The following is a 23,603-nucleotide window of genomic DNA, read 5'->3' on the forward strand; positions in this document are numbered from 1 at the left end:
CTGGGGCGGCATGACTGAGCTTCCCATCAATGATGCAACCACCTTTGGCGACGCCTCCCACAACAGTGCCGCCCTCACAACGCTGAATCTGCTCGATGAGGCCCCCGAGCCGAACCCCACACGCCCCAGACCAGCCGTTAAGAGGGTCCTCAGTGCCGACGGCGCAAACCTCATCCTCTTCTCCTTCCTGCCTGGACAAGACCTACCTGATCACAAGGCCGCGCACCCCATCACCGTCCAGGTGCTCCAGGGATCGGTGATTTTTAGTTGCGGGGAACAAGATGAGGTGCTCGCTCCCGGACGCATAGTGCACCTTCCGGCGTACGTGCCGCATGCGGTGACATGTAGCGAGGAACCTGCACTCATGCTGCTCACCATGTTGACACCGAACACTGGCGCGAATGTCTAGACTTTTAGTACGATTCTAAGATCGTGAGTAGTTCGAAGCCGTATCACCATGGAAATTTGCATGAAGAGATCCTCCGGGAGGCCATTAAGCTCGGCCGGGAGGGCGGACCGGAGGCTGTGACGATTCGCGCCGCAACGCGCGCGGTGGGCGTCTCCCCCACCGCCGCCTACCGTCACTTCAAGGACCAAGCCGCGCTTCTCGACGCCGTCGGGGCCGTCGCCACCTACGAACTCATCAACAAGCTCAGCGATACCTTCGAAACGACTGAGGGCACCATCATTGACAAGATGATGGCGGCCGGTTTCACCTACTTCCACCACGCCTTGGAAGAGCCGCACTTCTTTATGTGCATGATGGCCGCGAGCAGCTTTGATATTCCGGCCGGGCTCGTAGCCGCGGCTGAGGGGCCCGGCGAAGATCCACGTGTGCAAGCCATGTTCAATTTCTACGGCTACATGGAGCAGTACGCGCGATCCATCGGCCAGCAACCCAAGAGGCAGCACATGATGCAAAATTGCCTGGCCGGCTGGTCAACGGTGCACGGCTTCACGGTCTTGTGCCTCAGCGGTCATTTGGGGTCGCTACCGGAGGAAAAGGTGGAAGCTATGGCGCAGTCAGTTATTGCCTCCGCTGTCCGCGGCTTGGACTTCGAAAACCCTCTGGAGGTCCGCCTCCCACGGCCGAAAAACTAGATAATCCCCGCGACCTACTGGTCAGCGGGGATATTACGTTTGGAGTGCAGGAATTACTCTGCGGACTCCTCAGCCTCAGCGGAGTCGGCCTCTTCAGCCTTAGCGGCCTCTTCCTCGGCCTTAGCAGCCTCAGCGGCAGCGGCTTCCTCAGCAGCCTTCTCGGCGGCAGCCTTAGCCTCAGCCTCTTCCTTGGCCTTGCGCTTCTTCTCGGTGATGGCCTCGATGGTCGGGCCGTTGTTGGCCTCAGCCAGAGCAGCGTTGAAGAGGTCCAGCTTGGACGGCTTCGGCTCAGCAACCTTCAAGGTGCCCTCTGCGCCCGGCAGACCCTTGAACTTCTGCCAGTCACCGGTCACCTTGAGCAGTGCGAGAACCGGCTCGGTCGGCTGTGCGCCGACACCCAGCCAGTACTGAGCGCGCTCGGAATCGATCTGGATCAGGGACGGCTCCTGCTTCGGCTGGTAGATACCGATGTTCTCGATAGCCTTGCCGGAGCGGCGGGTGCGTGCATCAGCGACGATGACGCGGTACTCAGCGTTGCGGATCTTACCCATACGCTGCAGCTTGATCTTAACGGCCATGATTGGCTCCTTTTCTAGTCACCGGGCAGTTCAGACACGCGCCGCTTTCTGGCGCGCCGGTTCAACCCTTGGATTTATCCTGCGCGTGACGTGCCGGCCGTCCGTAGGCGGTACCGGCGTTACGCAGAGATGAAGTTTTACGTGTCCTCCACGCGGTGCGTGAACAACCTCAACAACTTTAGCGGAACCCACACGAGATAGGAAATTCCCTTTAGCTCTTGCAGAGTTAGGCCTTACCCCGCGAAGGGGGTAGTCTGTAATGCGGTTATTTCGACGCCACACAATCCTCTTTTTATGAATAAACAAGCCCCCTCTACATTCCGCTACCGTTACGACCTCGACGGCCTCCGCGGCATCGCGATCGCCTTGGTTGTTCTGTACCACGTCTTCGTCGGGCGTGTCTCAGGTGGTGTCGATGTCTTCCTCCTGCTTTCCGGGTACTTCTTCTTGGGCTCGCAGCTGCGCTATGCCGCGCGGCCCAACGCCTCCCTGAACCCGTGGTGGCCCATCTGGCGCACGCTCCGCCGGCTTGTTCCTTCCCTCGTGCTCGTCATCGGCGTGAGCTATCTACTCGTCCGGCTTTTCGCTCCGAAGCTCATGAACACGGAGCTCACCAAGCAGATCACGGCCACGGTCTTCTACTACCAAAACTGGGAACTGGCGCGACAAAACGCCGACTACGCCGCTGCCTCCGCAAGCACATCACCACTGCAGCACATGTGGTCCATGGCGGTCCAGGGCCAGTTCTACCTCATCGGCATCTTCTTCGCTCTCGGCCTAGCTGCTTTCATGCGCCTGCGCCCCAAGAACACGGGCCTGCGAGAACAGCGCTTCTCTTCCATTAATTCCATCGCTGGCCCGATTCTCCTCGTAGTTACCGTCGCTTCTTTTGCCTATGCATCCCGCGACGGGCTCTTTGGCACCCCGGAGAACTACTACTCCACATGGTCGCGCGCCTGGGAGCTGACTTTGGGCGCGGTGCTCGTCATCTATGGTTCGCACCTGCGCATGCCGCAGCACTTGTCCAACCTCGCCACCGCCGTCGGTCTGGCCGCGCTCGCCTGCACCGGTCTGGTCATTTCCGATACCTTGGCGTTCCCAGGGCCGCTGTCTCTTTTGCCCATCGGCGGTGCAGTACTCATCATCATTGGTTCCGGCGGGTCTTTCTCGCGGGTGCTCACCACCCGGGTTTCTCGCTGGCTCGGTGATATCGCCTACCCGCTCTATCTGTGGCACTGGCCTCTGCTCATCATTTCCATCGCCGCCCTCGGCCTGGAAACCCCTCCGTGGTGGCTCGGTGCCATCATTATCGTGGTGTCGCTGGGCTTGGCGGATGTGACGCATCGTTTCGTCGAGAAGCCCCTGCGCCAGCATCGCAAACGCCCGCTTGCTGACGACCTCCCCGTCCACCGCGGCCTCGCCGACCTCCGCACCCGCACCGGCGCTCTCCGCGGGGTCGGTGGCGTCGTCGTTGCTGCCTGCACCATTGCTCTCGTGGCCGTTCAGCCGCTGTGGCTGCGTAGCCTGCAGGAGGCCAACCGCGAAATCCTAGATCCGAGGCTCTACCCGGGAGCCACGACCTTCGTTGAGAACATCACGCCGCCTGAGAACGTGGAAATCAAGCCTGACCCGATTCTCGCGCGCGGCATCCAGCCGCCGGTCGCTGATAATTGGTGCTTCATTCCGGAGCAGGAACCAACGGACTACTTCATCGAGACGCAGAAAGACGGCGTGACGCCGTGCATCTTTGGTGACGTTGATTCCGACGTCGAGGTCTACTTGGTTGGTGGCTCGCATGCGGAGCAGTTCTCCTCGGCGCTGGATTACTTGGGCCGCGAGATGGGCTTTAAGCTCGTCCCGCTTACCCGCGTGGGTTGCCCCATCGAGTTGGGCGATGAACTGAGTGTGAAGCCCTCTTGCGCCGAATGGAGCAAGGAAGTGGTCAAGCGCATCATCGACGCGGACCCAGCGTTGGTTGTGTCCAATTCCACGCGGCCAGGACAGCCGTTCGGCCACGGCCCCGATGCTGTCCCACCAGGCTACATAGCCTTCTGGGACGAGCTGGCCAAGCACGATATCCCCTTTGTAGGCTTCCGCGACAACCCGTGGGGCTTCGATGAACACGGCAATGGCCGCCAGTTTGATGAGTGCTACGTGGCCACCAAGGATTCCCTCGGGTGTGGCATGCGTTTCGAGGAGGTCTACGCGCCCTATGACCCCGGCGCTGAAGTCCTCTCGCAGTACGACAACATGCTCGCCGTGGACACCTCGAAGTGGTTCTGCAACGCCGACGGCGATTGCCCGGTCATCATCGGCAATATTATGGTCTATCGCGATATGCACCACTTCACCAAGGCCTTCGCCGACTCTGCCATCCCGCTCATCCGTGAAGCAATCGCGCCTATCCTCAACGGCGAGCAGGTCAAACAGCAGCCCCCGCAGATTCCCGCCGATAGCCCCGTGATCCCCCAGTCCGCTGAGACGCCTCCGGCCACACCCGCGGAGCCCATCCCCTTTCCGGCCTACCCCACAGGAGAAGCCATCTAGTACGCAGAAGGGCCGGCGCTACAAAGCGCCGGCCCTTGTCTCACCGAAGAAGGCTATGTTCTTCTTCGGTTATTTCTTCTTGCCCTGCCCAAAGTCCAGGTTGCTGAGGTCGATATTTTCCATGCCCTTCGGCATCTTTATATCGCCTAGTCCGGGCATGCCGCCGCCCATTTGCTCCTGCATCTTTTGCAGCTCCTGCATCGACGGCATGCCACCCGGCATACCGCCGCCACCACGACGCTTCGGCGGCTTGCGCTTGCCGTTCTTGCCCTTGCGGCCCTTCGGCTTCTTCTTGGTAGCGGAACGCCCACCGCCCATGCCCGGCATACCAAAACGACCGGCCATCTGCGACATCATCTTCTTGGCTTCGGTGAAGCGCTCGATGAGCTGGTTGACGTCAGAAACGCTCACACCGGAACCAAGGGCAATACGCTTGCGGCGCGAAGCGTTGAGAATCTTCGGGTTCTCGCGCTCCTCCGGGGTCATACCGCGGATGATGGCCTGGATGCGGTCGAGCTGCTTCTCGTCGACCATGTCGGCGATCTGGTTCATCTTGTTGCCGCCCGGCATCATCTTGAGCAGGTTGCCCATCGGCCCCAGGTTGCGCACCATGAGCATCATGTCCAAGAAGTCATTGAGCGTCATCTCGCCGGAGCCCATCTTCTTGGCGGCTTCCTCCGCCTTGGACTGATCCAGCTTGGACTCCGCCTGCTCGATAAGTGTCAGCAGGTCACCCATGCCCAAGATGCGCGAGGACATGCGCTCCGGGTGGAAGACGTCGAAGTCCTCGAGCTTCTCACCTGTGGAGGCGAACATGATGGGCTTACCCGTGACCTCACGGATGGACAGGGCTGCACCACCGCGGGCATCACCATCCAGCTTGGTCAGGACGACACCGGTAAAGTCCACGCCATCGCGGAAAGCTTCAGCGGTCTGCACGGCGTCTTGGCCGATCATGGAGTCAATGACGAAGAGCACTTCGTCCGGGTTGACGGCATCGCGGATGTTGCGCGCCTGCGTCATCAGGGTCTCATCGATGCCGAGGCGACCAGCGGTATCGATGATGACGATGTCGTGCTGCGTACGCTTAGCCTCTTCGATGCCGCGCTTGGCGACGTCCACCGGATCCCCATGCGAGGTACCCATCTCATGCTCGTGGGAGTCCAGGGAGGTGCCAGGATCCGGCGCGTAGACGTCGACCCCGGCGCGCTCGCCGACGATTTGGAGCTGCTGCACCGCGCCCGGGCGCTGGAGGTCACAGGCCACCAGCATCGGGGTATGTCCCTTCGAAGCTAGGTGCTTGGAAAGCTTGCCCGCCAAAGTAGTCTTACCAGCACCCTGGAGGCCGGCGAGCATGATGACCGTCGGTGGATTCTTAGCCAGGTTGAGGCGGCGGGTCTCGCCGCCGAGAATCTCGATGAGCTCCTCGTTGACGATTTTGACTACCTGCTGCGCCGGGTTGAGGGCCTCGGAGACCTCGGCACCGGCCGCACGCTCCTTGATGCGCTTGATAAAGCCGCGTACGACGTTGAGCGAGACGTCCGCCTCCAACAACGCAAGGCGGATTTCGCGCGCTGTGGCGTTGATGTCCGCCTCGGTCAGCTTGCCCTTGCCGCGCAGGCCGGACAGGGCTGATTGCAAGCGGTCAGACAAAGACTCAAACACGGTGCAGTGCTCCCTCAACTATCGTGGATAAATTTATAACTTCCCCAGCTTAGCCGTTGACCAGTGCTTGGGTCACATTCCGGACGAGGGCGGCGCGGGGGACGTCGCCAAGCGGCACGGCGTGGAGCACCATCGTGGCGCCCGGCGCGGCGGTGGATACCCACTCGCACTCGGGAAGCAGCGCCAGCACGTGGCCGAGCGTACCCGGGTAGTCATCGATCCGAACCTCGAAGACTCCCCTGCTCCACATCGCAGTCGCGGGCCCCGGCACAAATTCGGGCAGCACGGTATAGGTGCCGGATTTATAGGACTGAACGAGGCGCTCCTCCACCGTGGCGAGATCGATAGCACCGTGCAGAGCGCGGATGGCGAACTCGCCGGCATAGCCCTCCTCGGTGCGCACGAGGCGCGAGGAAAGAATGTTCCAGCCCAGCGCGGCAATCAGGGCCAGCGGACGCACGGCCTCCCTTTGGTAGTTGCCACGCCACAGGACGGTAAAGCTGTCATCCTCCGGGTTGTGGCGCAGGCCGATGTCGCGGTCGGCGGCAACCAGAGGACGAACTGGGCGCAGTGCCTCCAACTGCGCAAAAGCGCGCCCGCTGACCGCTTCGATGCCCTGCTCTAGCCTGCGGTTCCACACACCGGGCCCGGTGGATTCGGCATCGGCGCGGGCGAGCACGACGAGGAGAGCCAAGGTGAGGTAGTCATAGCGCACAGCTTCGAGGAGCTCGTCACGGGCTTCATCGGATGAAGGATCGGTGCGGGAGACGATGCGCGCCAGCGTGGTGTGCTCAGCGACCACGGTTTGGACGCGGGAGCGGTCCGCCAGGTCGAGTCCCAACTTGGCTGCGGCTCGCGCCACCATCTCCGCCCCCACCATCTCGTGCGGGCGCGCATAGCCTTTCCCGATGTCGTGATAGAGCCCCACCAGGAGCAGCAGGTCCGGCCGGGCCACGGAGGTGCGCGCTTCCGCACAGCGCGCGACGGTAAGGATGGAGTGGTAGTCCACGGTGTGAGCGTGCGTGCGCTCGCGCGGCAACAGCCCCCGGATGTGCTCCCACTCTGGGACGAGCCGCTCCCACAAGCCGTGAGCGTCCATCTCCTGGATGAGGCGCGGAGTGTTGAGCGGCGAGGACAACAGGCTGAAGAAGGCATCCGTCGCGGCGGCGGGCCAGCGTTCGGGCAGTTCCGGCAACTCGCGCAGTTGCTCCCAGACATGGGAGGGCACGGTTCTACCCGAGCGCGCTGCAGCGGCAGCCACGCGCAGGAGCAGCCACGGCTCGTCGAGATCGGCGGTGCGAGCGAGGCGGATCTCGCCCCCGGCATCGACCACCCCGATATCGAGGGGCTTACGTGTGCGGTTGTGGCTGCGTTTGGATACGACTCCCCGGGCAGTCGCCAATGCCCTCTCCACGGCTTTATCTACCGCGGTAGCCGCGGTGACCACGGCCGCGGACAAGTCATAACGGTCAGCGAAACCAAGCTCGTGGGCGATCTCCGCAGCGAACTCAGGATCGAGGACGTCGCGGTGCCGGTGGGCGGTGACGTGGAGGAGCGTGCGGACGTCGAGAAGCAGGGCCTGCTCTTCCTCGAGCGCTGGGACGTCGGCGAGGTTGCCCAGGGCGAGGGCCCGCAAGAATTGGATGTCGCGCAGGCCGCCCCGCCCATTCTTGATATCTGGGTGGGTCATCGTGGCCAGGGTGCCGGAGCGGCGCCAGCGGGTGATTGCTAGGTCGACGAAAGCATCGAAATTGCTCTGCAGTAGGCGGCGCCAGGAGGCATAGACCTGGGCGCGGGTGGAGTCCACGAGCTGCTTGTCGCCGGCGACGAAAGCCAGATCCAGCTGCGCGAAGCCGGCGGCGGGATCAGATCCGGCGATGGCGCCGAACTCGCGCGGGGTGCGCACGGCGTAGTCAAGCCGGTATTTGGCGTCCCAGATGGGGTACCAGATTTCGGAGACGACGTCCTCGGGAAGCTCGGTGTCATCCGGGTGGAGGAGAATCAAGTCGAGATCCGAAAAAGGCGTCATCGCCCGCCGGGCAAAAGAACCCGTGGCGGCAAGCGCACAACCGGGCGGAAGCTGCAAGGACTGCGTGAGGCGCAGCGCCGAAGCGTAGGCGTCCTCACGCAGTTGGGCGGCCGTAGACACCTTTTAGAGAGCGGCCTCGCCGCGTTCACCGGTGCGTACGCGGATGACGTCCTCGACGTGCGTGATCCAAATCTTGCCGTCACCGATCTTGCCGGTGTAGGCGGCGTCGACGATGGCGGAGAGGATGTCCTCCACCTGCTCGTCGGCCGTCACCACCTCAAGCTTGACCTTGGGTACGAAATCGGTGGCGTACTCGGCGCCGCGGTAGACCTCGCTGTGGCCGCGCTGCTGACCAAACCCCTGGGTCTCGGTCACGGTCAGGCCGTGCACGTCGTGCTGTTCGAGGGCTTCACGGATGTCCGGCAGCGTGAACGGTTTGACGATGGCAGTGATGAGCTTCATCTGTTACTCCTTAGCTCCGGCGGTGTCGACCCGCGGCTGGACGGTAGGTGCAGGGTTAATCCTAGCGTCGTGGGTGTGGCGACGGTGAGACGCCACGGACTCACGGAAGTCATAGGCGGACTCGCGGTGCTCGCTCAGGTCGATGCCTTGGTCTTCATCATCGGCCCTCCACCCCAGGGTGGCGCGGATGAGGAGCGCCACAACCAGCGTAACGGCAGCGGAGAACAGCATGGCGACGAGCGCGATGACCGCCTGGACGACGAGCAGCTTGAAGCCTTCCGAGAGGTAACCGGTGAGGATGCCGTTATCCGTGGCGAAGAAGGCCAACCCGATGGTTCCCCACAGGCCAGCGCACAGGTGCACGCCGACGACGTCCAGGGAGTCATCGAAGCCCCAGCGGTACTTCAGACTGATACACAGGCAGGCGATAATGCCGCCGAGGAACCCGAGGGCGATGGAACCGAGCGGGCTGAGTGCTCCTGCGGCCGGGGTGATGGCGACAAGACCTGCAATCGCGCCGGATGCAGCGCCGAGAGAAGTCGCGGCGTGGTCCCGGATTCTTTCCACGAGCATCCAGCCGAGCATCGCTGCGGCCGCTGCAACAGTGGTGTTGAGCCATGCCAGGCCAGCAAGACCGTCCGCAGCGAAAGCGGAACCGCCGTTAAAGCCGAACCAGCCGAACCACAGAAGCGCAGCGCCCAGCATCACCATCGGAAGGTTGTGGGGCCTATCGATGTGCTTCGGGAAGCCCGCGCGCGGGCCCACGACGATAGCCAGAACCAGGGCAGCCGCGCCGGCGGAAATGTGCACGACGGTGCCGCCCGCGAAGTCGATGGGAGCAATGAGAGCCTCACCGTTTGATACACCGAAGAGCCACGCTGCGAGGGAACGCGGGGCATGGGAGAGCACTCCCCCGCCCCACACCATGTGAGCGAGCGGAAAGTAGGCGAAGGTGATCCACACGCCCGCAAAGGTGAGCCACGCGGAGAACTTCACGCGGCCGGCGAGGGCTCCGGAGATGATGGCTGTCGAAATAATGGCGAAGGTTGTTTGAAAACCGATGTCGATGATGTTGGGGTAACCAGCACTGCCGGCAAGGTACTCGGCGGAGGGCCCGGTGATTTGGCCGCGTAGCCCCCAGGCTTCAAACGGGTTGCCCACGATACCGGCCAGCGAGCTTTCCGCATAGGACATGGACCACCCCCACAGAACGTAGAGCACGGGGACGAGCGCTAGTGCGCCGAAGGACATCATCATCATGTTGAGGACGTGACGGTTGCCCGCCATTCCGCCGTAGAACAACGCCAATCCGGGGGTCATGAGCAGCACCAAGGATGCGCTGATGAGCATCCATGCTGCGTCGCCGGAAGAAAATGCTTCAGGAGTCATACGTCAACTAACCTCGTTTCTATAGCTTGATAGGTAACGGGACTTAATATACCTATCGCACTATAGAATTAGGAAGGAAAGTGAGCTGCAGATCACACTTAAGATCGAAAAAGCGGCGAGGGAAGCACTCTCCTCGCCGCTTGTCCCAGCACGCGCCCTAGAGCTCGTCCTCGGAAGCCTTTACCGTTTGCTCACGCTCGCGCATACGCTTGGCATACTTCACGTCGGTGACGGTCACGCCGTAGATGGAACGGCCCATGTAGAAGGAGCCCACCGACGCGATGATCCACACGCCGAAACACGCGATCATGACCTTGATCAGCGACCACAGGGAAAACCCGTTCTCAGCAAAATCCACGACCAACTTCGCCACAAGCAGCAGCGGAACGGCCAAACCGACCGTCGGCCCCAGCAGGTTGACGCGGGTCAGGGCATCGGGCGCACGCCACAAGGCGATGGCGGTCCCAATGACCAAGACCGTGGCTACGACCAACAGAATCGAGGCGATAATCTCCGCGATAGTCATGGTCTTACCTCCTACCCTTCGAGATGATGCGGGCCATCGACAACGTCGGCAGCACGCCGGCCGCAATAGCCGCGAGCATGGCGATGTCGTAGACGATGGACGCGTGATTAGTCATGGCCCACGCAATGTACATGCACAACATGCCGTAGAAGACCATGTCACTCATCACGGTACGGGTGAGCTCGTCGCGGGAGCGCAGTGCCAACACTAGGGCCGCGCACACCGATGCGCCGATGAGGAAAATACTGACAAAAACTACCCATTGAAAGGCGCTCATCGAGGAAAAATCAATCATTTCTTATCATCCTTTCGGGCATCCTTGTTCTGTGCAACCTGGCGCAAGGGCCACACGGAGTACTTCTCCACATCGTGCGCGGCCAGCGGGGTATCGTCGGTCTTTGCAATGTCGGGTGCACGCATATGGCGGCCCAGCGTATCCAGCGGGTACTCGTAGAACGTGGAGGCGAGCTCCTTGGTGGGGCCCTGACCAGGAACGCCATAGTCAATGCCCTTCACTCGCGGGGCGAGGCGTTCCTCCATGTCCGCGAGATCCTCCATGATGCTGGCTGGGTCATCCCCCATGACCGCCTGAACCAGCACGATGCGCGGCAGGCCTTCTGCCACCGGCTCGCGCAAACCCAAGGACAGAGTCCCCGGGGTTGCCGTAATGGACGAGGTGAACCAGAAGATCTCCCACGCGCTGGTCACGCGCAGGGGGTACCGCACCACTACCGGGCGGTAGTTATTCTGCGGCTTGAAGGATTCCGCGGCGAGCGAGAAACCCGCAACGAAGATTTCCTTGATCAGCCACAGCGCGTAGCCAACAGCATGCAACGCAGTCTTCATTTAACGGCCCTCCTGAAGGGAGTCGATATCGGGTAGGGCTACGGGGTCGTCGCCAAGCACAGCGTGTGCGTAGGCCTCCGTATCCAACAAGTCTGCAGAAGCTTCCATGGTGATGCTAATGACCGGCCCGGAGAGGATAAACATGGTCAGCGAGCCCAAGATGAGCGCGGCCGAGGGCGCCATCAGCTTCTTGCGGATCACCAGCTCATCGGGCACCTTCTCCTTGGGCAAATCCTTGCCCCAGAAGACGCGACGCCACACCCGCAGCATGGCCAGGAACGCGGCGAAGGAGGCGATGATAATCACCGCGATGACGGTCCATGCCCATCCCCCGCCGGTGCGGGCGACTTCCGCGACGATGAGAACCTTGCCCCACATGCCGGAAAAGGGCGGGAAGCCCACAACAGAGAAGGCACCGGCGGCGAAGATCCACGCGATGATGGGATCGCGGCGCGCCAAGCCAGAAAGCTTATTGAGCCCGCCCGTGCCGTAGGTCTCCTCAATGGCACCGGAGGCCAAGATGAGGGAGCCCACCGTGAGCATGTGGTGGATGGTGTACAGGATTCCGGCGGCCAGTGCGCGTTGTGCATCGTGGGTGGTAAAGGCCATCATCACCAGGATGAAGGGCATACCGTTGAGCATCTGGTAGCCCAGCACGCGGCGGATGGAGTTCTCGGCCAAACCGCCGAAGGAGCCCACCACCATGGAGATGATCATGATGACGATGATGAGTGTTCCCCAGCGCTGGTCCATATCGAACAGCTGCACCCACAGGCGGTAGAGCATGTACACCGCGACCTTGGTGTGCAGGCCCGAGAAGAGGCCCATGACCGCAGCCGATGTTCCCGGGTAGGTCCGTGGCAGCCAGGACTGCACGGGGAACACGCCGGCCTTCGCAGCGATGGCGATAACGATGATGCCCGAGGCCACCGTCACCGGGCCGTTGCCGGCGGCAGCGCCCGTGAGCGCCGCCAGGTTGACCACGCCGGTCACCGAGTAGATATAGCCCACGCCGACCACCAAAAGCGTAGATGCGAACAAGTTCACCAGCACGAAGGCGCGGCCGGCAGCCAAGCGCGACCAGGTACCGGACATCGTGATGAGGCCATAGGACGGCAGCAGCATGACCTCGATGAACACGAAGAAGTTAAAGAGGTCAGCGGTCAGCAGGGCGCCGCACACACCAGTGATAAGGATTAGTGTCAGCGACGGGTAGTAGCGAGACTTGGTCTCACCGCCCACGATGGCAAACCAGTTGGCACCGAAGGCCACGATCATCGTCGTAATGAGCATGAGTGCCGAGAAGGTATCGGCGGCGAAGGCAATACCCGCGTTGCCCAGGTAGTTACCCACGCTGTGCGCCACCACCCCGTTGCTCATGGTGTAGAGCAACAGCGCAAAGGAGGCGAAAATACCCACGCCCGGAACGATGAGCATGATGGCATCGCGCACGCGGCTCCATGGCGCGAGGAGCGCCAGCGCCGCCGATACGAGGGGAACCGCTGGGAAGAGCGGGAGGAGGGCGCTTACGGTGTCATACATCTAGTTGTCCTCCTCTTGTTCGAGTTCTTTCAAACGATCCATCTTGTTAGCCGAGCGCTCCAGAATCTCCCGGTTCTGGGTGTCGCGTCCCAGCGTGGAGAAAGCGTGGTCAATGGTGTTGTCATCCACCGGCTCAACAACGTCCGTGTCGTCGTTCGCGCCCATCGCCGCCATGGTCAGCAGGATGGTCGAGGTAGCCATGGAAATCACCACGGCGGTCAGCACAAAGGCCTGCGGCAGCGGGTCCGCCATCTGGTCCATGCCCACCTGCGAGGGAAAGGACTCCCCGCGGTAGGAGTACACGCCGGTAGCCAGAAGCATAAGGTTGGCACCGTGGCCGAAGGCCATCATGCCCAGCACGATGTGCACGAGGCCGCGCTGCTGGATGAGGTAGACGGCGCTACCGATGAGCAAAGCAATGGTCAGTGCGAGGATCATGAGTTCTTCTCCTCTTGAGCCGAGATTCGGTGGGACGAGGACGCACGGTGGCGTGCCTCGGAGTCATTGAGCAACGCCGTTGGGTCCGAAGACGGGTTGATGGACTCGGGATACGGGTCGTCGACATCCTCCATGACCACGCGCGGGGTATTCGGCAGCGCGGAATCATCGTCATGAACCCACGGCAAGTAGTCCCGCTCGGTGCCCGGGCGCAGGTAGCCGCCCAAGGCGTTGATGGCCATGGTGAGCATGCCCAACACCGCGAGGTAAATGCCGAGGTCGAAGATGAGCGACGTCGTCCAGTGCTGCCCCAGGGCGTGGCCGTGGATGGCTGTGAGGAAACCGCCGGAGCTATGCGACGTCGGGATGTAGCCGATGAAGCCTGCCACCAGTGCCACGATGATGCCCACGCCGGTGAGGTGAATCGGAGTCATGCGCCCGAAGACAATCTCATCGGTACCGCGGGACAGGTAGGTCAGGCCGATGGCCGCACCCATGATGAGCGCCGCCGGGAAGCCGCCGCCGGAAGCCTGGTGGCCGCGGTAGAAGACAATGAAGGACATGACCACCAGGATTGGGATGGCCACGGCAATGCCCTTGCGCAGCGGCACCGAGTTGAGCTGCGACTGGCCGAACGGCGCCGGACGCGTACCGGAGGTGAACGGGAAGCGCGGCAGCGTCGAGGTGACCGCAGCGATAACCACGGCGGCCATGCCCAGCACCGACAGCTCACCCAGGGTATCGAGTGCACGGAACTCCACGATGATGGTGGCCACCACGTTGTCGCCACCAGTAATATCCGGAGCGTTGTTGAGGTACCACATGGCCAGGTCCGAGCGCTCGTGACGCCCCATCAGCGCCCACACGCCCAGGAATGCGGTGAGCCCAGCGAGCACGGCCACCACGATGGAACCCACCTTGCGGTTGTTGTTTTGTACTGGGTGGAATTTCTCCGGCAGATAGCGCAGGACCATCATCATGACGATGACGGACAGCGCCTCCACCGTGAACTGCGTCAGGGCCACGTCGGGTGCGCCGAGCAAGAACATCTGCAAAGTCACGCCGGTTCCCGCGGTACCAATCATGACCGCACCGGTGAGGCGGTTGCGGGTGCGCACCAGACCAAACATGGATAGCGCCACGATGCCCAGCGGCAACACGTCCCACGGATTATCAAGGCCATCCACGCGCGGGTTGAGAGCCACACCGTCGACACCCGTGGACGCCAGAGTGGAGCCCGCAAGGATGATGACTAGGAGAATGATCGGCAGGATCAGCTTCGACGGGTTGTGGGTATCGGACATGCGGCCAACGAAACGGCCGAAGGCTGCGCACACATCCTGAATCCACTTCAGGATTTGGTTACCGGTACGCGGCAGGAGCTGGCGCTCCTCCATCGCGGTCCACAGCGGCCCGCGGAAGAACAACGCGATGATGCCAGCGATCAGCACCACCACAGAAATAAGCAGTGGGACGTTCAGCCCGTGCCACAGCGCAAGGTGGGAATGGCCTTCCATGCCGATGGCCGCCACGATGTTATCGAGCGGCTTATCAAGCGCTCCCATCACGAAAATGATCGGCACCGACATCACGCCCGGCAGAGCCGCGGGCAGCCACAGCCGAACCGGTGCCTCATGGACATGCGACATGTTGCGCGGGCCATCGAAAAAGGCGCCGAAGACGATCTTGGCGGAGTAAGTAAACGTGAAGAACGCACCCACGCCGGCGACGATGAGCAGCAGCGCCTGGCCGGTAGAACCAATTGGTGCCTCCTCGAAGGCGGTGAGCATTCCTTCCTTCGACACGAATCCGAACAGCGGCGGGACCGCCGCCATCGAGGCAGCACCGATAAGCATGGAGCCGAAGGTCCACGGCATCTTGTTCCACAGCACGCCGAGGCGGCGGATATCGCGGGAACCGGCCTCGTGGTCGATGACACCAATGAGCATGAAGATGGAGGACTTAAACAGCGCGTGCGCCAGCGTGTGCACGAGCGCCGCCGCGATGGCGAAAGGCGTGCCCACACCAATCGTGGCCACGATCCATCCCAGGTGGGACACGGTGGAGTACGCGGTCAGCTTCTTCAGGTCCGTCTTCTGCACCGCGAAGACCGCCGACATCACGGCGGTACCCATACCGGCGACGATGAGCAGCCAGTTCCACACGGCAACGTCGTGGAAGATGGTGGAGAAGCGAATCAAGAGGTAGGCACCGGCCTTGACCACTGCTGCCGCGTGCAGGAAGGCCGAGACCGGCGTCGCGGCCGCCATGGCTTCCGGCAGCCAGAAGTGGAAGGGGAACTGCGCGGACTTGGTAAACGCCGAGACCGCAATGAGAATGGCAACCCCGGCGGTCAGGCCTGGGCGCTCCGCCCACACGTCGGAGGCCAAGATGCCCTCAAGGTTCGTCGTCCCCGCTGCCGTCGCGGCAATCGCCACGCCGGAAAGCAAGGTGAGGCCGCCGATGAAGGTCAGGATCAGCGTGCGCTGCGAACCGGCCTCCCCGGACTTGCCACTGCGTGCGATCAACATGAACGACGCCAGCGATACCAGCTCCCACGCCAGGAAGAGCACGACGACGTCGTTAGCGAGCACGAGCAGGAGAATCGACAGCGTAAACGCGGTCATCAGGACATAAAAACTGACGTTTCCTTTTCCTTTAGGCAGGTAGGCAGCGGAATAGGTAAAAACCACCGCGCCGATGACGAGAGCCAGCATTGCGAAGAAGATGCCCAGCGCATCGCCGCGGAAGGCGAGGTTGACGTCGACGCCTGGCGCGATAACATCACGCACCCACGTCACGGAATAGGACAGTTCTTCACCACGGGCCAGTGCCGGAAATTCTTTAGCCAACAGTGCCGCGGCGATAATAAAAATGCCGGCTAGCGGGTAGCCGGCTGCGCGATCAGCAACCTTGACGGCTACCGGTGCTAGCGCCACTGCGACAGCTGCGAGGAGGACGACATACAAGAGTGTCACGGAAGAGTAGCCTCACGAACCGTTGTTAGGGCTGTTTAATCAGCCTCACATAGACAGGACTGTCCTAGACTACCATTGTGACCTCCCCCAAAGCACATCTTTAATGGGACGAAAACGACGAAAGCGCCCCACAAAGGAGGCGCTACGTCTCGAAAGAACTTAGGTCTAGCCCAGGGATCTATAAGGACTTACTTCTCCCCCAGCAAGGCATCAACAAATCCTTCAACCTCAAACGGCGCGAGGTCATCTGCACCCTCGCCGAGGCCCACGAGCTTGACCGGCACGCCCAGTTCCTCCTGCACCTGGAAGACGATGCCGCCCTTGGCGGTGCCATCCAGCTTCGTGAGGACAACGCCGGTGATATCAACAACATCACGGAAGATACGGGCCTGGGTCAGGCCGTTCTGCCCCACCGTCGCATCCAGTACAAGCAGGACCTCATCAACCTCGGTCTTCTTCTCCACCACGCGCTTGACCTTGCCCAGCTGGTCCATGAGGTCCACGGAGGTGTGCAGACGGCCAGCGGTGTCAACGAGAACAACGTCGACGCCCTGGTCAACGCCAGCGGCCACGGCATCAAAGGCCACGGAGGCCGGGTCCGCGCCTTCCTTGCCGCGGACAGTCGTAGCGCCCACGCGACGGCCCCAGGTCTCCAGCTGGTCCGCAGCCGCTGCACGGAAAGTATCCGCCGCGCCGAGCAAGACGTTGTGCCCCATGGACACGAGCACGCGGGCCAGCTTGCCGGTCGTGGTGGTCTTGCCGGTGCCGTTGACGCCGACGACCATAATGACGGCCGGCTTGCCTTCATTCGGCATGGCCTTGATAGAACGGTCCATCTCCGGGTGGCCCACCTCGATGAGGGCCTCGCGCAGCATCGCACGCGCTTCGGCCTCAGAACTGACTCCGCGCTCTGCAATCTTGTCACGCAGGGAGTCGGTAACTTGCATGGTGGACTTCGTACCCAGATCCGCCATGATGAGGGTGTCTTCGATTTCCTCCCAGGCATCATCATCAAGGTCACCAGCAGAAAGAATGCCCATGAGGCCTTGGCCAATGGCGTTCTGCGAGCGCGACAGACGCCCGCGCAGCTTGCCCAAGCGGCCGGCAGCCGGCGCAATGTCCTCCTGCGGCTGGGCTGCCGGGGCCTCGACAACCTCGGCGTCGTCGGATACTTCGAGCTCCTCCGGCTCAGCCTCGAGTGCCGCGCTTGCCGACGCCGCCTGCGCCCCCGCTGCCGCGGCGGCCTCCTCTGCTTCGGCTTCCTCAGACTCGGCCGGTGCTTCTGGCTCAGGCAGTGCTTCTACCTCTTCTTCGGCCTCAGACTGGGCGGAAGGCTCCTCCTCGGCCGGAGCCTCAGGTACCTCCGGTTCCTCCTCTACCTTCGGAGTCTCAACTACCGGCTCCGGTTCAGCAATCTCTTGTTCGGTGGCCGGGACATCCTCTTCCGTGTCTTCGTCATCCTTGTCAACAGCAGCGGCGCCGGATACGGCAGCACCAGCGGCGGCAGCGCCCGCAGCTCCTGCAGCGGCTACACCAGCGGAAGAATCCTTATCCTCTTCTTCCTTTGCCGGTTCGTTCTGCGCAGCCGGTTCCGGCTCGCTCACCGGCTTCGCGTCTCCGACGGGTTCCGGCTTAGGCTCTGCCTGAGGCTTCGGTTCCGCCGCAGGTTTCGCTGCCTTCGGGGTCTCCTCTTCACCCTTGAGCTGAGCATTCGCCAGATCAGTGGCATCACGCTGCTCCGCCTGCGGCTCAGGCTTGGGCTTGGGCTCAGCCGGGGCCTGCGCGGGCTGCTCGGCAACTGGCGGCTGTGGCGCCGGCTGCTCGGGCTTCGAGGCGGTGACAGGCTCCTTAACTGCACCGCCGCCAGCCGGGGCAAAATTAAAACCAGACTTGGCTTGGTAGTTGCCGGACTTCTGCTGCTGGGTCAGCTCCTTCGGCTCCTCCACGGGCTTTTCAAAGGAGACCTTCTTTGATTCGCCGCGCTTCTTGCCTAGGACAACGAACAAGACCACGAGCAGAATCAGGACGATGACTGCTATCGCAATCCACATAAAAGTAGTATTCATGCCTTCCATAGTGCCAGGGTTGTCCACGTACGGCACGACAAGGAGGGTGAAAAGTGCTGGGCGCAAGCCCCGCCCTAGCGCGGGGCATCGACGCCGAGGCGCGTCGCATCCTCCGCCGCCTGTGCTGTGCCCGGCGCCTCACCGGCGCGGGACATGCGCTGCGAAATCACGCGCGTCACGCCATCGCCGCGCATCGTGACGCCATACAGCACGTTGGCCACGTCCATCGTCGGCTTCTGGTGGGTGATGACGATGAGCTGGGAATCCTTACGCAGCTCCTCGAAAAGGGCGATGAGACGGCGCAGGTTGACGTCGTCAAGCGCGGCTTCCACCTCGTCCATGACGTAGAACGGTGAGGGGCGCGCGCGGAAAATCGCCACGAGCATAGCCAGGGCTGTCAAGGACTTCTCGCCGCCAGACAACAGGGACAAGCGCTTCACCTTCTTACCCGGCGGGCGGGCCTCCACCTCGATGCCGGTGGCCAGCATGTCATCCGGCTCCGTGAGGATGAGGCGACCCTCGCCTCCGGGGAACAGCGTCTGGAAGACCTTGGGAAACTCCGCTTCCACGTCGTGCCAGGCATCCGTGAACAGCTGCAAGATTTGCGCGTCCACATCTTCAATAACGCCAGTCAGATCCTTGCGCGCCTGGATGACATCGTCCAGCTGCGTAGACAGGAAGCTGTAGCGCTCCTCCAGTGCCTTGTACTCCTCCAAGGCCAACGGGTTGACCTTGCCCAGGGAGTTGAGGTCCTTCTCGGCTTGCTTCAACCGCTTAGTTTCGGCGGAACGATCGAAATCCTCCCCCGGGGTGTAGTCCTTGAGCAGGTCGGGAATCGCAATGCCGAGCTGCTCCACGATTTTTTCCTCGGCCTCATCCACGCGCACCTGCGCTTGGCTGCGGGCGATCTCGGAGTTATGCGCGGAGTCGGTCAAGCGATCCAGCTGCTGGCGGGTCGAGGAGACCGCTTGCTTCGCCGATTGTGCACGGCCTTGCAGCACGCCGCGCTGGGTGACCAGCTCATCGCGTTCCTCGGCGGCCCGCTCGAGTGCCTGCGCGGTCCGGGCGGCCAAATCTTGGGCATGCTTGTCGACGGCCCCCGCCAACCTCGCCTGCGCTTGCCGGCGGGCCATCGCCTGATCGTGGCGGGCTTTGGCCTGGCGCTCGTGCTGGGCTTGGCGCCGAAGGGCCTCTCCCCTACCCGCTGCCTGGCCGACCTTCTCTTCGGCGCTGCGGGCCGCCAGCTGGGCCTCTACCTCCATGGCCTTGACCTGTTCCAGGGCCGTCGAGGCAGCATCGCGTTCCACCGAGGAGGGTTCATCAGCCTGCTCTTCAGCGTCCACGCGCGACAAGCGGTCACGCGCCTCCGCCAACTCTTCGCGTAGGCGGGCCAACTGCACCTCGATATCCATGGCGCGGGCGGCGGCCTTTTCGTGCTCAGCCTTGTTCGCCTCGTATTGCTTGAGCAAGCGCTGGTGATCGCGCTTCCACGCCTCTAACTCGTGATCGTGTTCCCGTAGCGCGGCCTTAGCGCTCGCCGCACCCACGCGCGCATCGTCCGCCGCCAGCTTCGCGCCTTCCAGCGTGCCGGATAGTTCTTCCAGCTCATGGGTGGCGGTCTCCAGCTGTTGCTCGGCCTCCGCAATCTGGCCGCTCACCTCCACCGTTGAGGCAGCTCCAGTTCCGGCCTCTACCCAACCTTCGCCGACGAGCAGGCCCTCAGGGGTCACAGCTCGCAGGCGCGGATCCTCAGCGATGAGTTCGCGGGCAGCAGCATAGTCTTCTACGAGAACGACGTCGGAGAGCAAGCGCGTTACCGCCGCTGAGACTTCTGGGACCAAGACCATCTGGTCCAACAACCAGCGAGCACCGGAGGGCAAGTCCGCGTCAAGGCGCCAAGCTGAACCGGTGGGTTCCGCGGCGACGTCGATCAGCGGCGTGCGGCTCGCCTGCGCCAAGTCGCGCACGATGTCCCCGCTCACCGCGCCGGCTTGTGCTTCGGCGAAAGAACCCAGCGCAGCGGCAACGGCCGTCTCATAACGCGTGGAGATGAACTCCGCGAGAGGTTTAAAGCCCTCACCGAGATCCAGCGCTTCCGGAACGGTCTGGCCCAGAGTGTCGATCCGAGCGCGCAAGCTGTACACGCTTCGCTCGTGCTCCCGCTGGGCATCACGCAGCTGCTCCAAGCGTTTATCGGCCGCAGCAGATTCGCTGGCCGCGCGCACATGTGCTTCCTCCAGCGGCTCACGCTCAGCAGCCAAGTACTCCAGCTTGTCCGCCACCTCATCAGCTTCCGCCTGTGCTCCCCTAGTGCGCGCCTTCGTATTCGCTAAGGTCTCTTCCTGTCGCGCCAACTCGGACTCCGCGGAGCTGACCTGACCCGCCAAGTTCTCCTCGGCGGCGATGAGGCGAACCACGCCTTCACGGCGATCCGCAATGGCGCGCAGTTGCGCCATGTGTTCTTTATCAGCAGCCTCGAAGGCTTCCCGGCGCTCGGCTACTTCCTCCCGGATAGATTCCAAGCGCTCTGCAGCCTCTTCGGCCGCGGCCAGCAACTCTTCGTGCTCCTCATCGGCTCGCTGGGCGCGTGCCTCGAGCTCCTCCGGATCCTGGCCCGCGTAGGCGACCTGTGAACCAACGTTGTTGGCGCGTTCGGCCGCGATGCGCTGCGTGGCAGAGATTCGCTCGCTGAGGGTCGATAGCTCGAACCACAGCTTCTGCGCGGCCTCCGCGCGCGGCGTGACATCCCCCAACTCGGCCTCTACCTCGAGCTGGATTTCGGTCGCCTCTTCCAGCTGGGCTGTCACTTCCTCGACCTGCTCGGCGAGCACCGCCGCGCGTTTCTCAGCGTCATCGAATGTCGCGCGCAACCGCACCACGCGGTCTCCGGCAAGACGCAGGCGGGCATCGCGCAAATCCGCTTGCACGGTGGCTGCGCGCTGGGCGGCCTCCGCTTGGCGCGCCAGCGGCTTGAGCTGTTTGCCCAGCTCATCGGTCAAGTCCTGCAGGCGATCCAGGTTGGCCTGCATGCCGGTCAGCTTGCGCTGCGCTTTTTCCTTGCGGCGGCGGTGTTTCAGCACGCCCGCGGCTTCTTCGATATAGGCGCGGCGATCCTCCGGGCGGGATTCCAGAATCTCTGCCAGCTTTCCCTGGCCCACGATGATGTGCATCTCGCGGCCAATGCCGGAATCAGACAGCAGCTCTTGAATATCCATGAGGCGCGCCTTCGCCCCATTGATCTCATATTCGCTCGCGCCATCCCGGAACATGCGGCGGGTGACGGAGACCTCCGAATACTCGATGGGCAAGGCGCCATCGGAATTGTCAATCGTCAGCGTAACCTCGGCGCGGCCGAGGGCCTTGCGGTCCCCGGCGCCGGCAAAGATGACGTCCTGCATCTTACCGCCGCGCAGCGTCTTGGCGCTGCCTTCACCCATGACCCACGCGAGCGCATCGACGACGTTCGATTTACCCGAGCCATTCGGGCCCACCACGGCGCAGATGCCGGGCTCGAATTTCAGGTTCGTCGCGGACGCGAAGGACTTGAATCCTTTGAGCGTGAGCGATTTGAGGTGCATTCGGTTTAGTTTAGCGCTCGATGAAGCCCGACTCACCGCGCGGTGCGGCCCACTGCTCCACCACGGCGTTCACCACGCCCGGGCGGTGGGTGGTCGACGGTTCTTCACGCAGCAAGGCCAGCAGCTTCTCGCAATCAGCACGCGGCCCTTCAGCAACCACCTGGACGCGGCCATCCTGCAGGTTCGTCGCGTGTCCTGCCAGCCCTAGTTCGAGTGCCCGGGAACGCGTCCACCAGCGAAAGCCCACGCCTTGGACGTGGCCATGGACGAAAGCCGTGAGCCGCTCATTCCCTGTGGCCGCTGCCTGCTGCGTCATCTAGTACTCCCTCAAGTTCGTGCGGTCACCCAAGTCGTGCTCGTGCTTGAGACGGCGGCGGTCCTCCGCGCTGCGGCGGGTTACCGGATCCGTGCCATCCCAGCACTCGACGTTCTGCAGTTCCGGCAGCATATCACGGTGGAAGACCGGATCCAGGCCCTTGCGGCGCTGCTCGTTGTAGTTCTTCAACAGCTTGATGGCCACGCCCGACAGCGGCACGATGGCGCACACGTTGAGCAGAACCATGATGGCAGCGCCGGTATCGGCCAGGTCGAACACCGTGCCCAGCGGGGCCACCGCGCCGTAGAAGACGAAGGCCAGAACGATGAGACGGAAGATCCACAGCACCGACTTCTTCTCAGAGAGGTACTCCACGTTGGACTCGGCAAGGTAGTAGTTGCCCAGAATCGAGGAGAAGGCGAGGAAGAAGAGGATGAAGGTGACGAAGTGGATGCCCCACTCGCCCACCACACCGGAGAGCGCATTCTGGGTCAGGGTTACGCCCTCAATCGCATCGGAACCGAAACGCTCGAAATCAGTACCCAGCAGGATGATGAAGGCGGTAATCGTACACACCACCAGGGTGTCGAAGTACACGCCGAGGGTCTGCACGAGGCCCTGCTTGACTGGGTGGGACACCGTCGCGGTAGCTGCTGCGTTCGGTGCAGAACCTTCACCCGCTTCGTTGGAGAACAAGCCTCGCTGGATGCCCTTGAGCATCGCCATGCCCACGGTCGCGCCGGCAGCTTCGCGGAAGCCGAACGCCGATCCAATGATGGAGGCAAGCATGTCCGGCACCTTGTCAAAGTTCAGGACCACCACGATGATGCCCATGATGAGGTAAGCACCGGCCATGAAGGGCACGATGAACTGAGTCATCGAGGCGATGCGCTGCACGCCACCGATGATGATGAGACCGGACACTGCGACGACGGCGATGCCCACGCCTGCCTTGAAAGCACTGGAATCCTGCCCGAAGGAGGCCGCCAAGGAATCGGAGATAGCGTTGGTCTGGAAAGCGTTGTAGAACCAGCCAAAAGTAATGGCGATGGCGACGGAGAAGATGGTCGCCAGAGGCTTCCAGCCCAAGCCGCGGGACATGTAGTAGGCGGGGCCACCACGGTAGGTATCCCCTTCACGCACCTTCCATAGCTGCGCCAAAGTGGACTCGACGAATGCAGTCGCGCCACCAAGGATGGCGATGAGCCACATCCAGAACACCGCACCGGGCCCGCCCACGGAGATGGCCACGGCCACGCCCGCGACGTTGCCGGTGCCCACGCGGGAGGCTGCCGAAATGGTGAATGCCTTGAAGGCGGAGATTCCGCCATAGTCGGCATCCTCATCGGCACCGACGCCCTTGGGCTTTTCGACGACCGCCTTGAACATGTCCGGCACCATACGGATCTGCACCAAGACGGTGCGGATGCCGAAGAAGAGGCCCGCGGCAATGAGCAGCCATGGCAGGACATAAGACCACAGGCTGTCGTTAATGACACCGATCACGGTGCTGAAGATTTCTTGCATGCGTTACACATTAAT

At 62.5% G+C, this 23,603-nt stretch carries 18 protein-coding genes; 3 read left to right on the forward strand and 15 right to left on the reverse strand.

Annotated elements, in window-relative coordinates; genetic code table 11:
• Positions 1 to 10 precede the first annotated feature (10 nt).
• Both HMPREF2806_RS00915 and HMPREF2806_RS00920 read left to right on the forward strand, forming a co-directional pair.
• Positions 11 to 409: a cupin domain-containing protein gene (locus HMPREF2806_RS00915; RefSeq protein WP_070515676.1), complete on the forward strand. Its 399-nt coding sequence runs from the start codon at positions 11 to 13 to the stop codon at positions 407 to 409.
• 23 nt (positions 410 to 432) lie between these two features.
• Positions 433 to 1,101, forward strand: a complete 669-nt coding sequence (locus HMPREF2806_RS00920; RefSeq protein WP_046648031.1) for a TetR/AcrR family transcriptional regulator — start codon at positions 433 to 435, stop codon at positions 1,099 to 1,101.
• A 53-nt stretch (positions 1,102 to 1,154) separates the two neighbouring features.
• Here the strand turns inward: HMPREF2806_RS00920 and rpsP are convergent, their stop codons facing one another.
• Positions 1,155 to 1,679, reverse strand: coding sequence for a 30S ribosomal protein S16 (gene rpsP, locus HMPREF2806_RS00925; protein ID WP_046648030.1), 525 nt, complete (start codon positions 1,677 to 1,679; stop codon positions 1,155 to 1,157).
• 294 nt (positions 1,680 to 1,973) lie between these two features.
• On the opposite strand from rpsP, the gene HMPREF2806_RS00930 reads away from it, so the two are divergent.
• Positions 1,974 to 4,226 (forward strand): acyltransferase family protein, encoded by a 2,253-nt coding sequence (locus HMPREF2806_RS00930; RefSeq protein WP_070515677.1) that lies wholly within the window; start codon positions 1,974 to 1,976, stop codon positions 4,224 to 4,226.
• A 69-nt stretch (positions 4,227 to 4,295) separates the two neighbouring features.
• On the opposite strand, the gene ffh is transcribed toward HMPREF2806_RS00930, so the two are convergent.
• The 14 genes from ffh to HMPREF2806_RS01000 form a co-directional block, all read right to left on the reverse strand.
• Positions 4,296 to 5,891 (reverse strand): signal recognition particle protein, encoded by a 1,596-nt coding sequence (gene ffh, locus HMPREF2806_RS00935; RefSeq protein ID WP_049155367.1) that lies wholly within the window; start codon positions 5,889 to 5,891, stop codon positions 4,296 to 4,298.
• A 49-nt stretch (positions 5,892 to 5,940) separates the two neighbouring features.
• Positions 5,941 to 8,040: a [protein-PII] uridylyltransferase gene (locus tag HMPREF2806_RS00940; RefSeq protein ID WP_070515679.1), complete on the reverse strand. Its 2,100-nt coding sequence runs from the start codon at positions 8,038 to 8,040 to the stop codon at positions 5,941 to 5,943.
• Positions 8,041 to 8,043: 3 nt separating this feature from the next.
• Positions 8,044 to 8,382: a P-II family nitrogen regulator gene (locus tag HMPREF2806_RS00945; protein ID WP_046648027.1), complete on the reverse strand. Its 339-nt coding sequence runs from the start codon at positions 8,380 to 8,382 to the stop codon at positions 8,044 to 8,046.
• Positions 8,383 to 8,385: 3 nt separating this feature from the next.
• Entirely contained in the window at positions 8,386 to 9,771 is a 1,386-nt protein-coding gene (locus tag HMPREF2806_RS00950; protein ID WP_070515681.1) for an ammonium transporter, read from the reverse strand.
• A 157-nt stretch (positions 9,772 to 9,928) separates the two neighbouring features.
• Positions 9,929 to 10,297, reverse strand: coding sequence for a Na+/H+ antiporter subunit G (locus tag HMPREF2806_RS00955; protein ID WP_046648025.1), 369 nt, complete (start codon positions 10,295 to 10,297; stop codon positions 9,929 to 9,931).
• Between the two features lie 4 nt (positions 10,298 to 10,301).
• Positions 10,302 to 10,592: a cation:proton antiporter gene (locus HMPREF2806_RS00960; protein WP_070515683.1), complete on the reverse strand. Its 291-nt coding sequence runs from the start codon at positions 10,590 to 10,592 to the stop codon at positions 10,302 to 10,304.
• Positions 10,589 to 11,143, reverse strand: coding sequence for a monovalent cation/H+ antiporter subunit E (locus tag HMPREF2806_RS00965; RefSeq protein WP_049155361.1), 555 nt, complete (start codon positions 11,141 to 11,143; stop codon positions 10,589 to 10,591). The genes HMPREF2806_RS00960 and HMPREF2806_RS00965 overlap by 4 nt, the downstream gene beginning before the upstream one ends.
• A complete protein-coding gene (locus HMPREF2806_RS00970; RefSeq protein ID WP_070515684.1) occupies positions 11,144 to 12,685 on the reverse strand; it encodes a monovalent cation/H+ antiporter subunit D family protein in 1,542 nt (513 codons plus the stop codon).
• Positions 12,686 to 13,123 carry a cation:proton antiporter subunit C gene (locus HMPREF2806_RS00975; RefSeq protein WP_010190439.1) on the reverse strand — a complete coding sequence of 146 codons (438 nt, stop codon included), beginning with the start codon at positions 13,121 to 13,123 and terminating at the stop codon, positions 12,686 to 12,688. It abuts the gene before it with no gap.
• A complete protein-coding gene (locus HMPREF2806_RS00980) occupies positions 13,120 to 16,101 on the reverse strand; it encodes a DUF4040 family protein (protein WP_070515686.1) in 2,982 nt (993 codons plus the stop codon). The genes HMPREF2806_RS00975 and HMPREF2806_RS00980 overlap by 4 nt, the downstream gene beginning before the upstream one ends.
• A gap of 188 nt (positions 16,102 to 16,289) precedes the next feature.
• On the reverse strand, positions 16,290 to 18,167 hold the full coding sequence (ftsY, locus tag HMPREF2806_RS00985) for a signal recognition particle-docking protein FtsY (protein ID WP_070515688.1): 1,878 nt from the start codon (positions 18,165 to 18,167) through the stop codon (positions 16,290 to 16,292).
• Between the two features lie 74 nt (positions 18,168 to 18,241).
• A complete protein-coding gene (gene smc / locus HMPREF2806_RS00990; protein WP_070515690.1) occupies positions 18,242 to 21,745 on the reverse strand; it encodes a chromosome segregation protein SMC in 3,504 nt (1,167 codons plus the stop codon).
• 10 nt (positions 21,746 to 21,755) lie between these two features.
• Complete coding sequence (locus tag HMPREF2806_RS00995) at positions 21,756 to 22,061, reverse strand: acylphosphatase (RefSeq protein WP_046648019.1); 306 nt, start codon at positions 22,059 to 22,061, stop codon at positions 21,756 to 21,758.
• Positions 22,062 to 23,588 carry an alanine/glycine:cation symporter family protein gene (locus tag HMPREF2806_RS01000; RefSeq protein ID WP_046648018.1) on the reverse strand — a complete coding sequence of 509 codons (1,527 nt, stop codon included), beginning with the start codon at positions 23,586 to 23,588 and terminating at the stop codon, positions 22,062 to 22,064. It lies immediately after the preceding gene.
• Between the last annotated feature and the right edge of the window lie 15 nt (positions 23,589 to 23,603).

Origin of the sequence: Corynebacterium sp. HMSC076G08 (genome assembly GCF_001811515.1) — a bacterium.
In the GTDB taxonomy this organism is placed as follows: domain Bacteria; phylum Actinomycetota; class Actinomycetes; order Mycobacteriales; family Mycobacteriaceae; genus Corynebacterium; species Corynebacterium hiratae.

Excerpts from the sequence above, each read along its gene's own strand:
- HMPREF2806_RS00915 (WP_070515676.1), top strand. The coding sequence starts at position 11 with ATGACTGAGCTTCCCATCAATGATGCAACCACCTTTGGCGACGCCTCC.
- smc (WP_070515690.1), bottom strand. The coding sequence starts at position 21,745 with ATGCACCTCAAATCGCTCACGCTCAAAGGATTCAAGTCCTTCGCGTCC.
- ftsY (WP_070515688.1), bottom strand. The coding sequence starts at position 18,167 with ATGAATACTACTTTTATGTGGATTGCGATAGCAGTCATCGTCCTGATT.
- HMPREF2806_RS00955 (WP_046648025.1), bottom strand. The coding sequence starts at position 10,297 with ATGACTATCGCGGAGATTATCGCCTCGATTCTGTTGGTCGTAGCCACG.
- HMPREF2806_RS00945 (WP_046648027.1), bottom strand. The coding sequence starts at position 8,382 with ATGAAGCTCATCACTGCCATCGTCAAACCGTTCACGCTGCCGGACATC.
- rpsP (WP_046648030.1), bottom strand. The coding sequence starts at position 1,679 with ATGGCCGTTAAGATCAAGCTGCAGCGTATGGGTAAGATCCGCAACGCT.
- HMPREF2806_RS00965 (WP_049155361.1), bottom strand. The coding sequence starts at position 11,143 with ATGAAGACTGCGTTGCATGCTGTTGGCTACGCGCTGTGGCTGATCAAG.
- HMPREF2806_RS00960 (WP_070515683.1), bottom strand. The coding sequence starts at position 10,592 with ATGATTGATTTTTCCTCGATGAGCGCCTTTCAATGGGTAGTTTTTGTC.
- HMPREF2806_RS00970 (WP_070515684.1), bottom strand. The coding sequence starts at position 12,685 with ATGTATGACACCGTAAGCGCCCTCCTCCCGCTCTTCCCAGCGGTTCCC.
- HMPREF2806_RS00950 (WP_070515681.1), bottom strand. The coding sequence starts at position 9,771 with ATGACTCCTGAAGCATTTTCTTCCGGCGACGCAGCATGGATGCTCATC.
- HMPREF2806_RS00975 (WP_010190439.1), bottom strand. The coding sequence starts at position 13,123 with ATGATCCTCGCACTGACCATTGCTTTGCTCATCGGTAGCGCCGTCTAC.
- HMPREF2806_RS01000 (WP_046648018.1), bottom strand. The coding sequence starts at position 23,588 with ATGCAAGAAATCTTCAGCACCGTGATCGGTGTCATTAACGACAGCCTG.
- HMPREF2806_RS00995 (WP_046648019.1), bottom strand. The coding sequence starts at position 22,061 with ATGACGCAGCAGGCAGCGGCCACAGGGAATGAGCGGCTCACGGCTTTC.
- HMPREF2806_RS00930 (WP_070515677.1), top strand. The coding sequence starts at position 1,974 with ATGAATAAACAAGCCCCCTCTACATTCCGCTACCGTTACGACCTCGAC.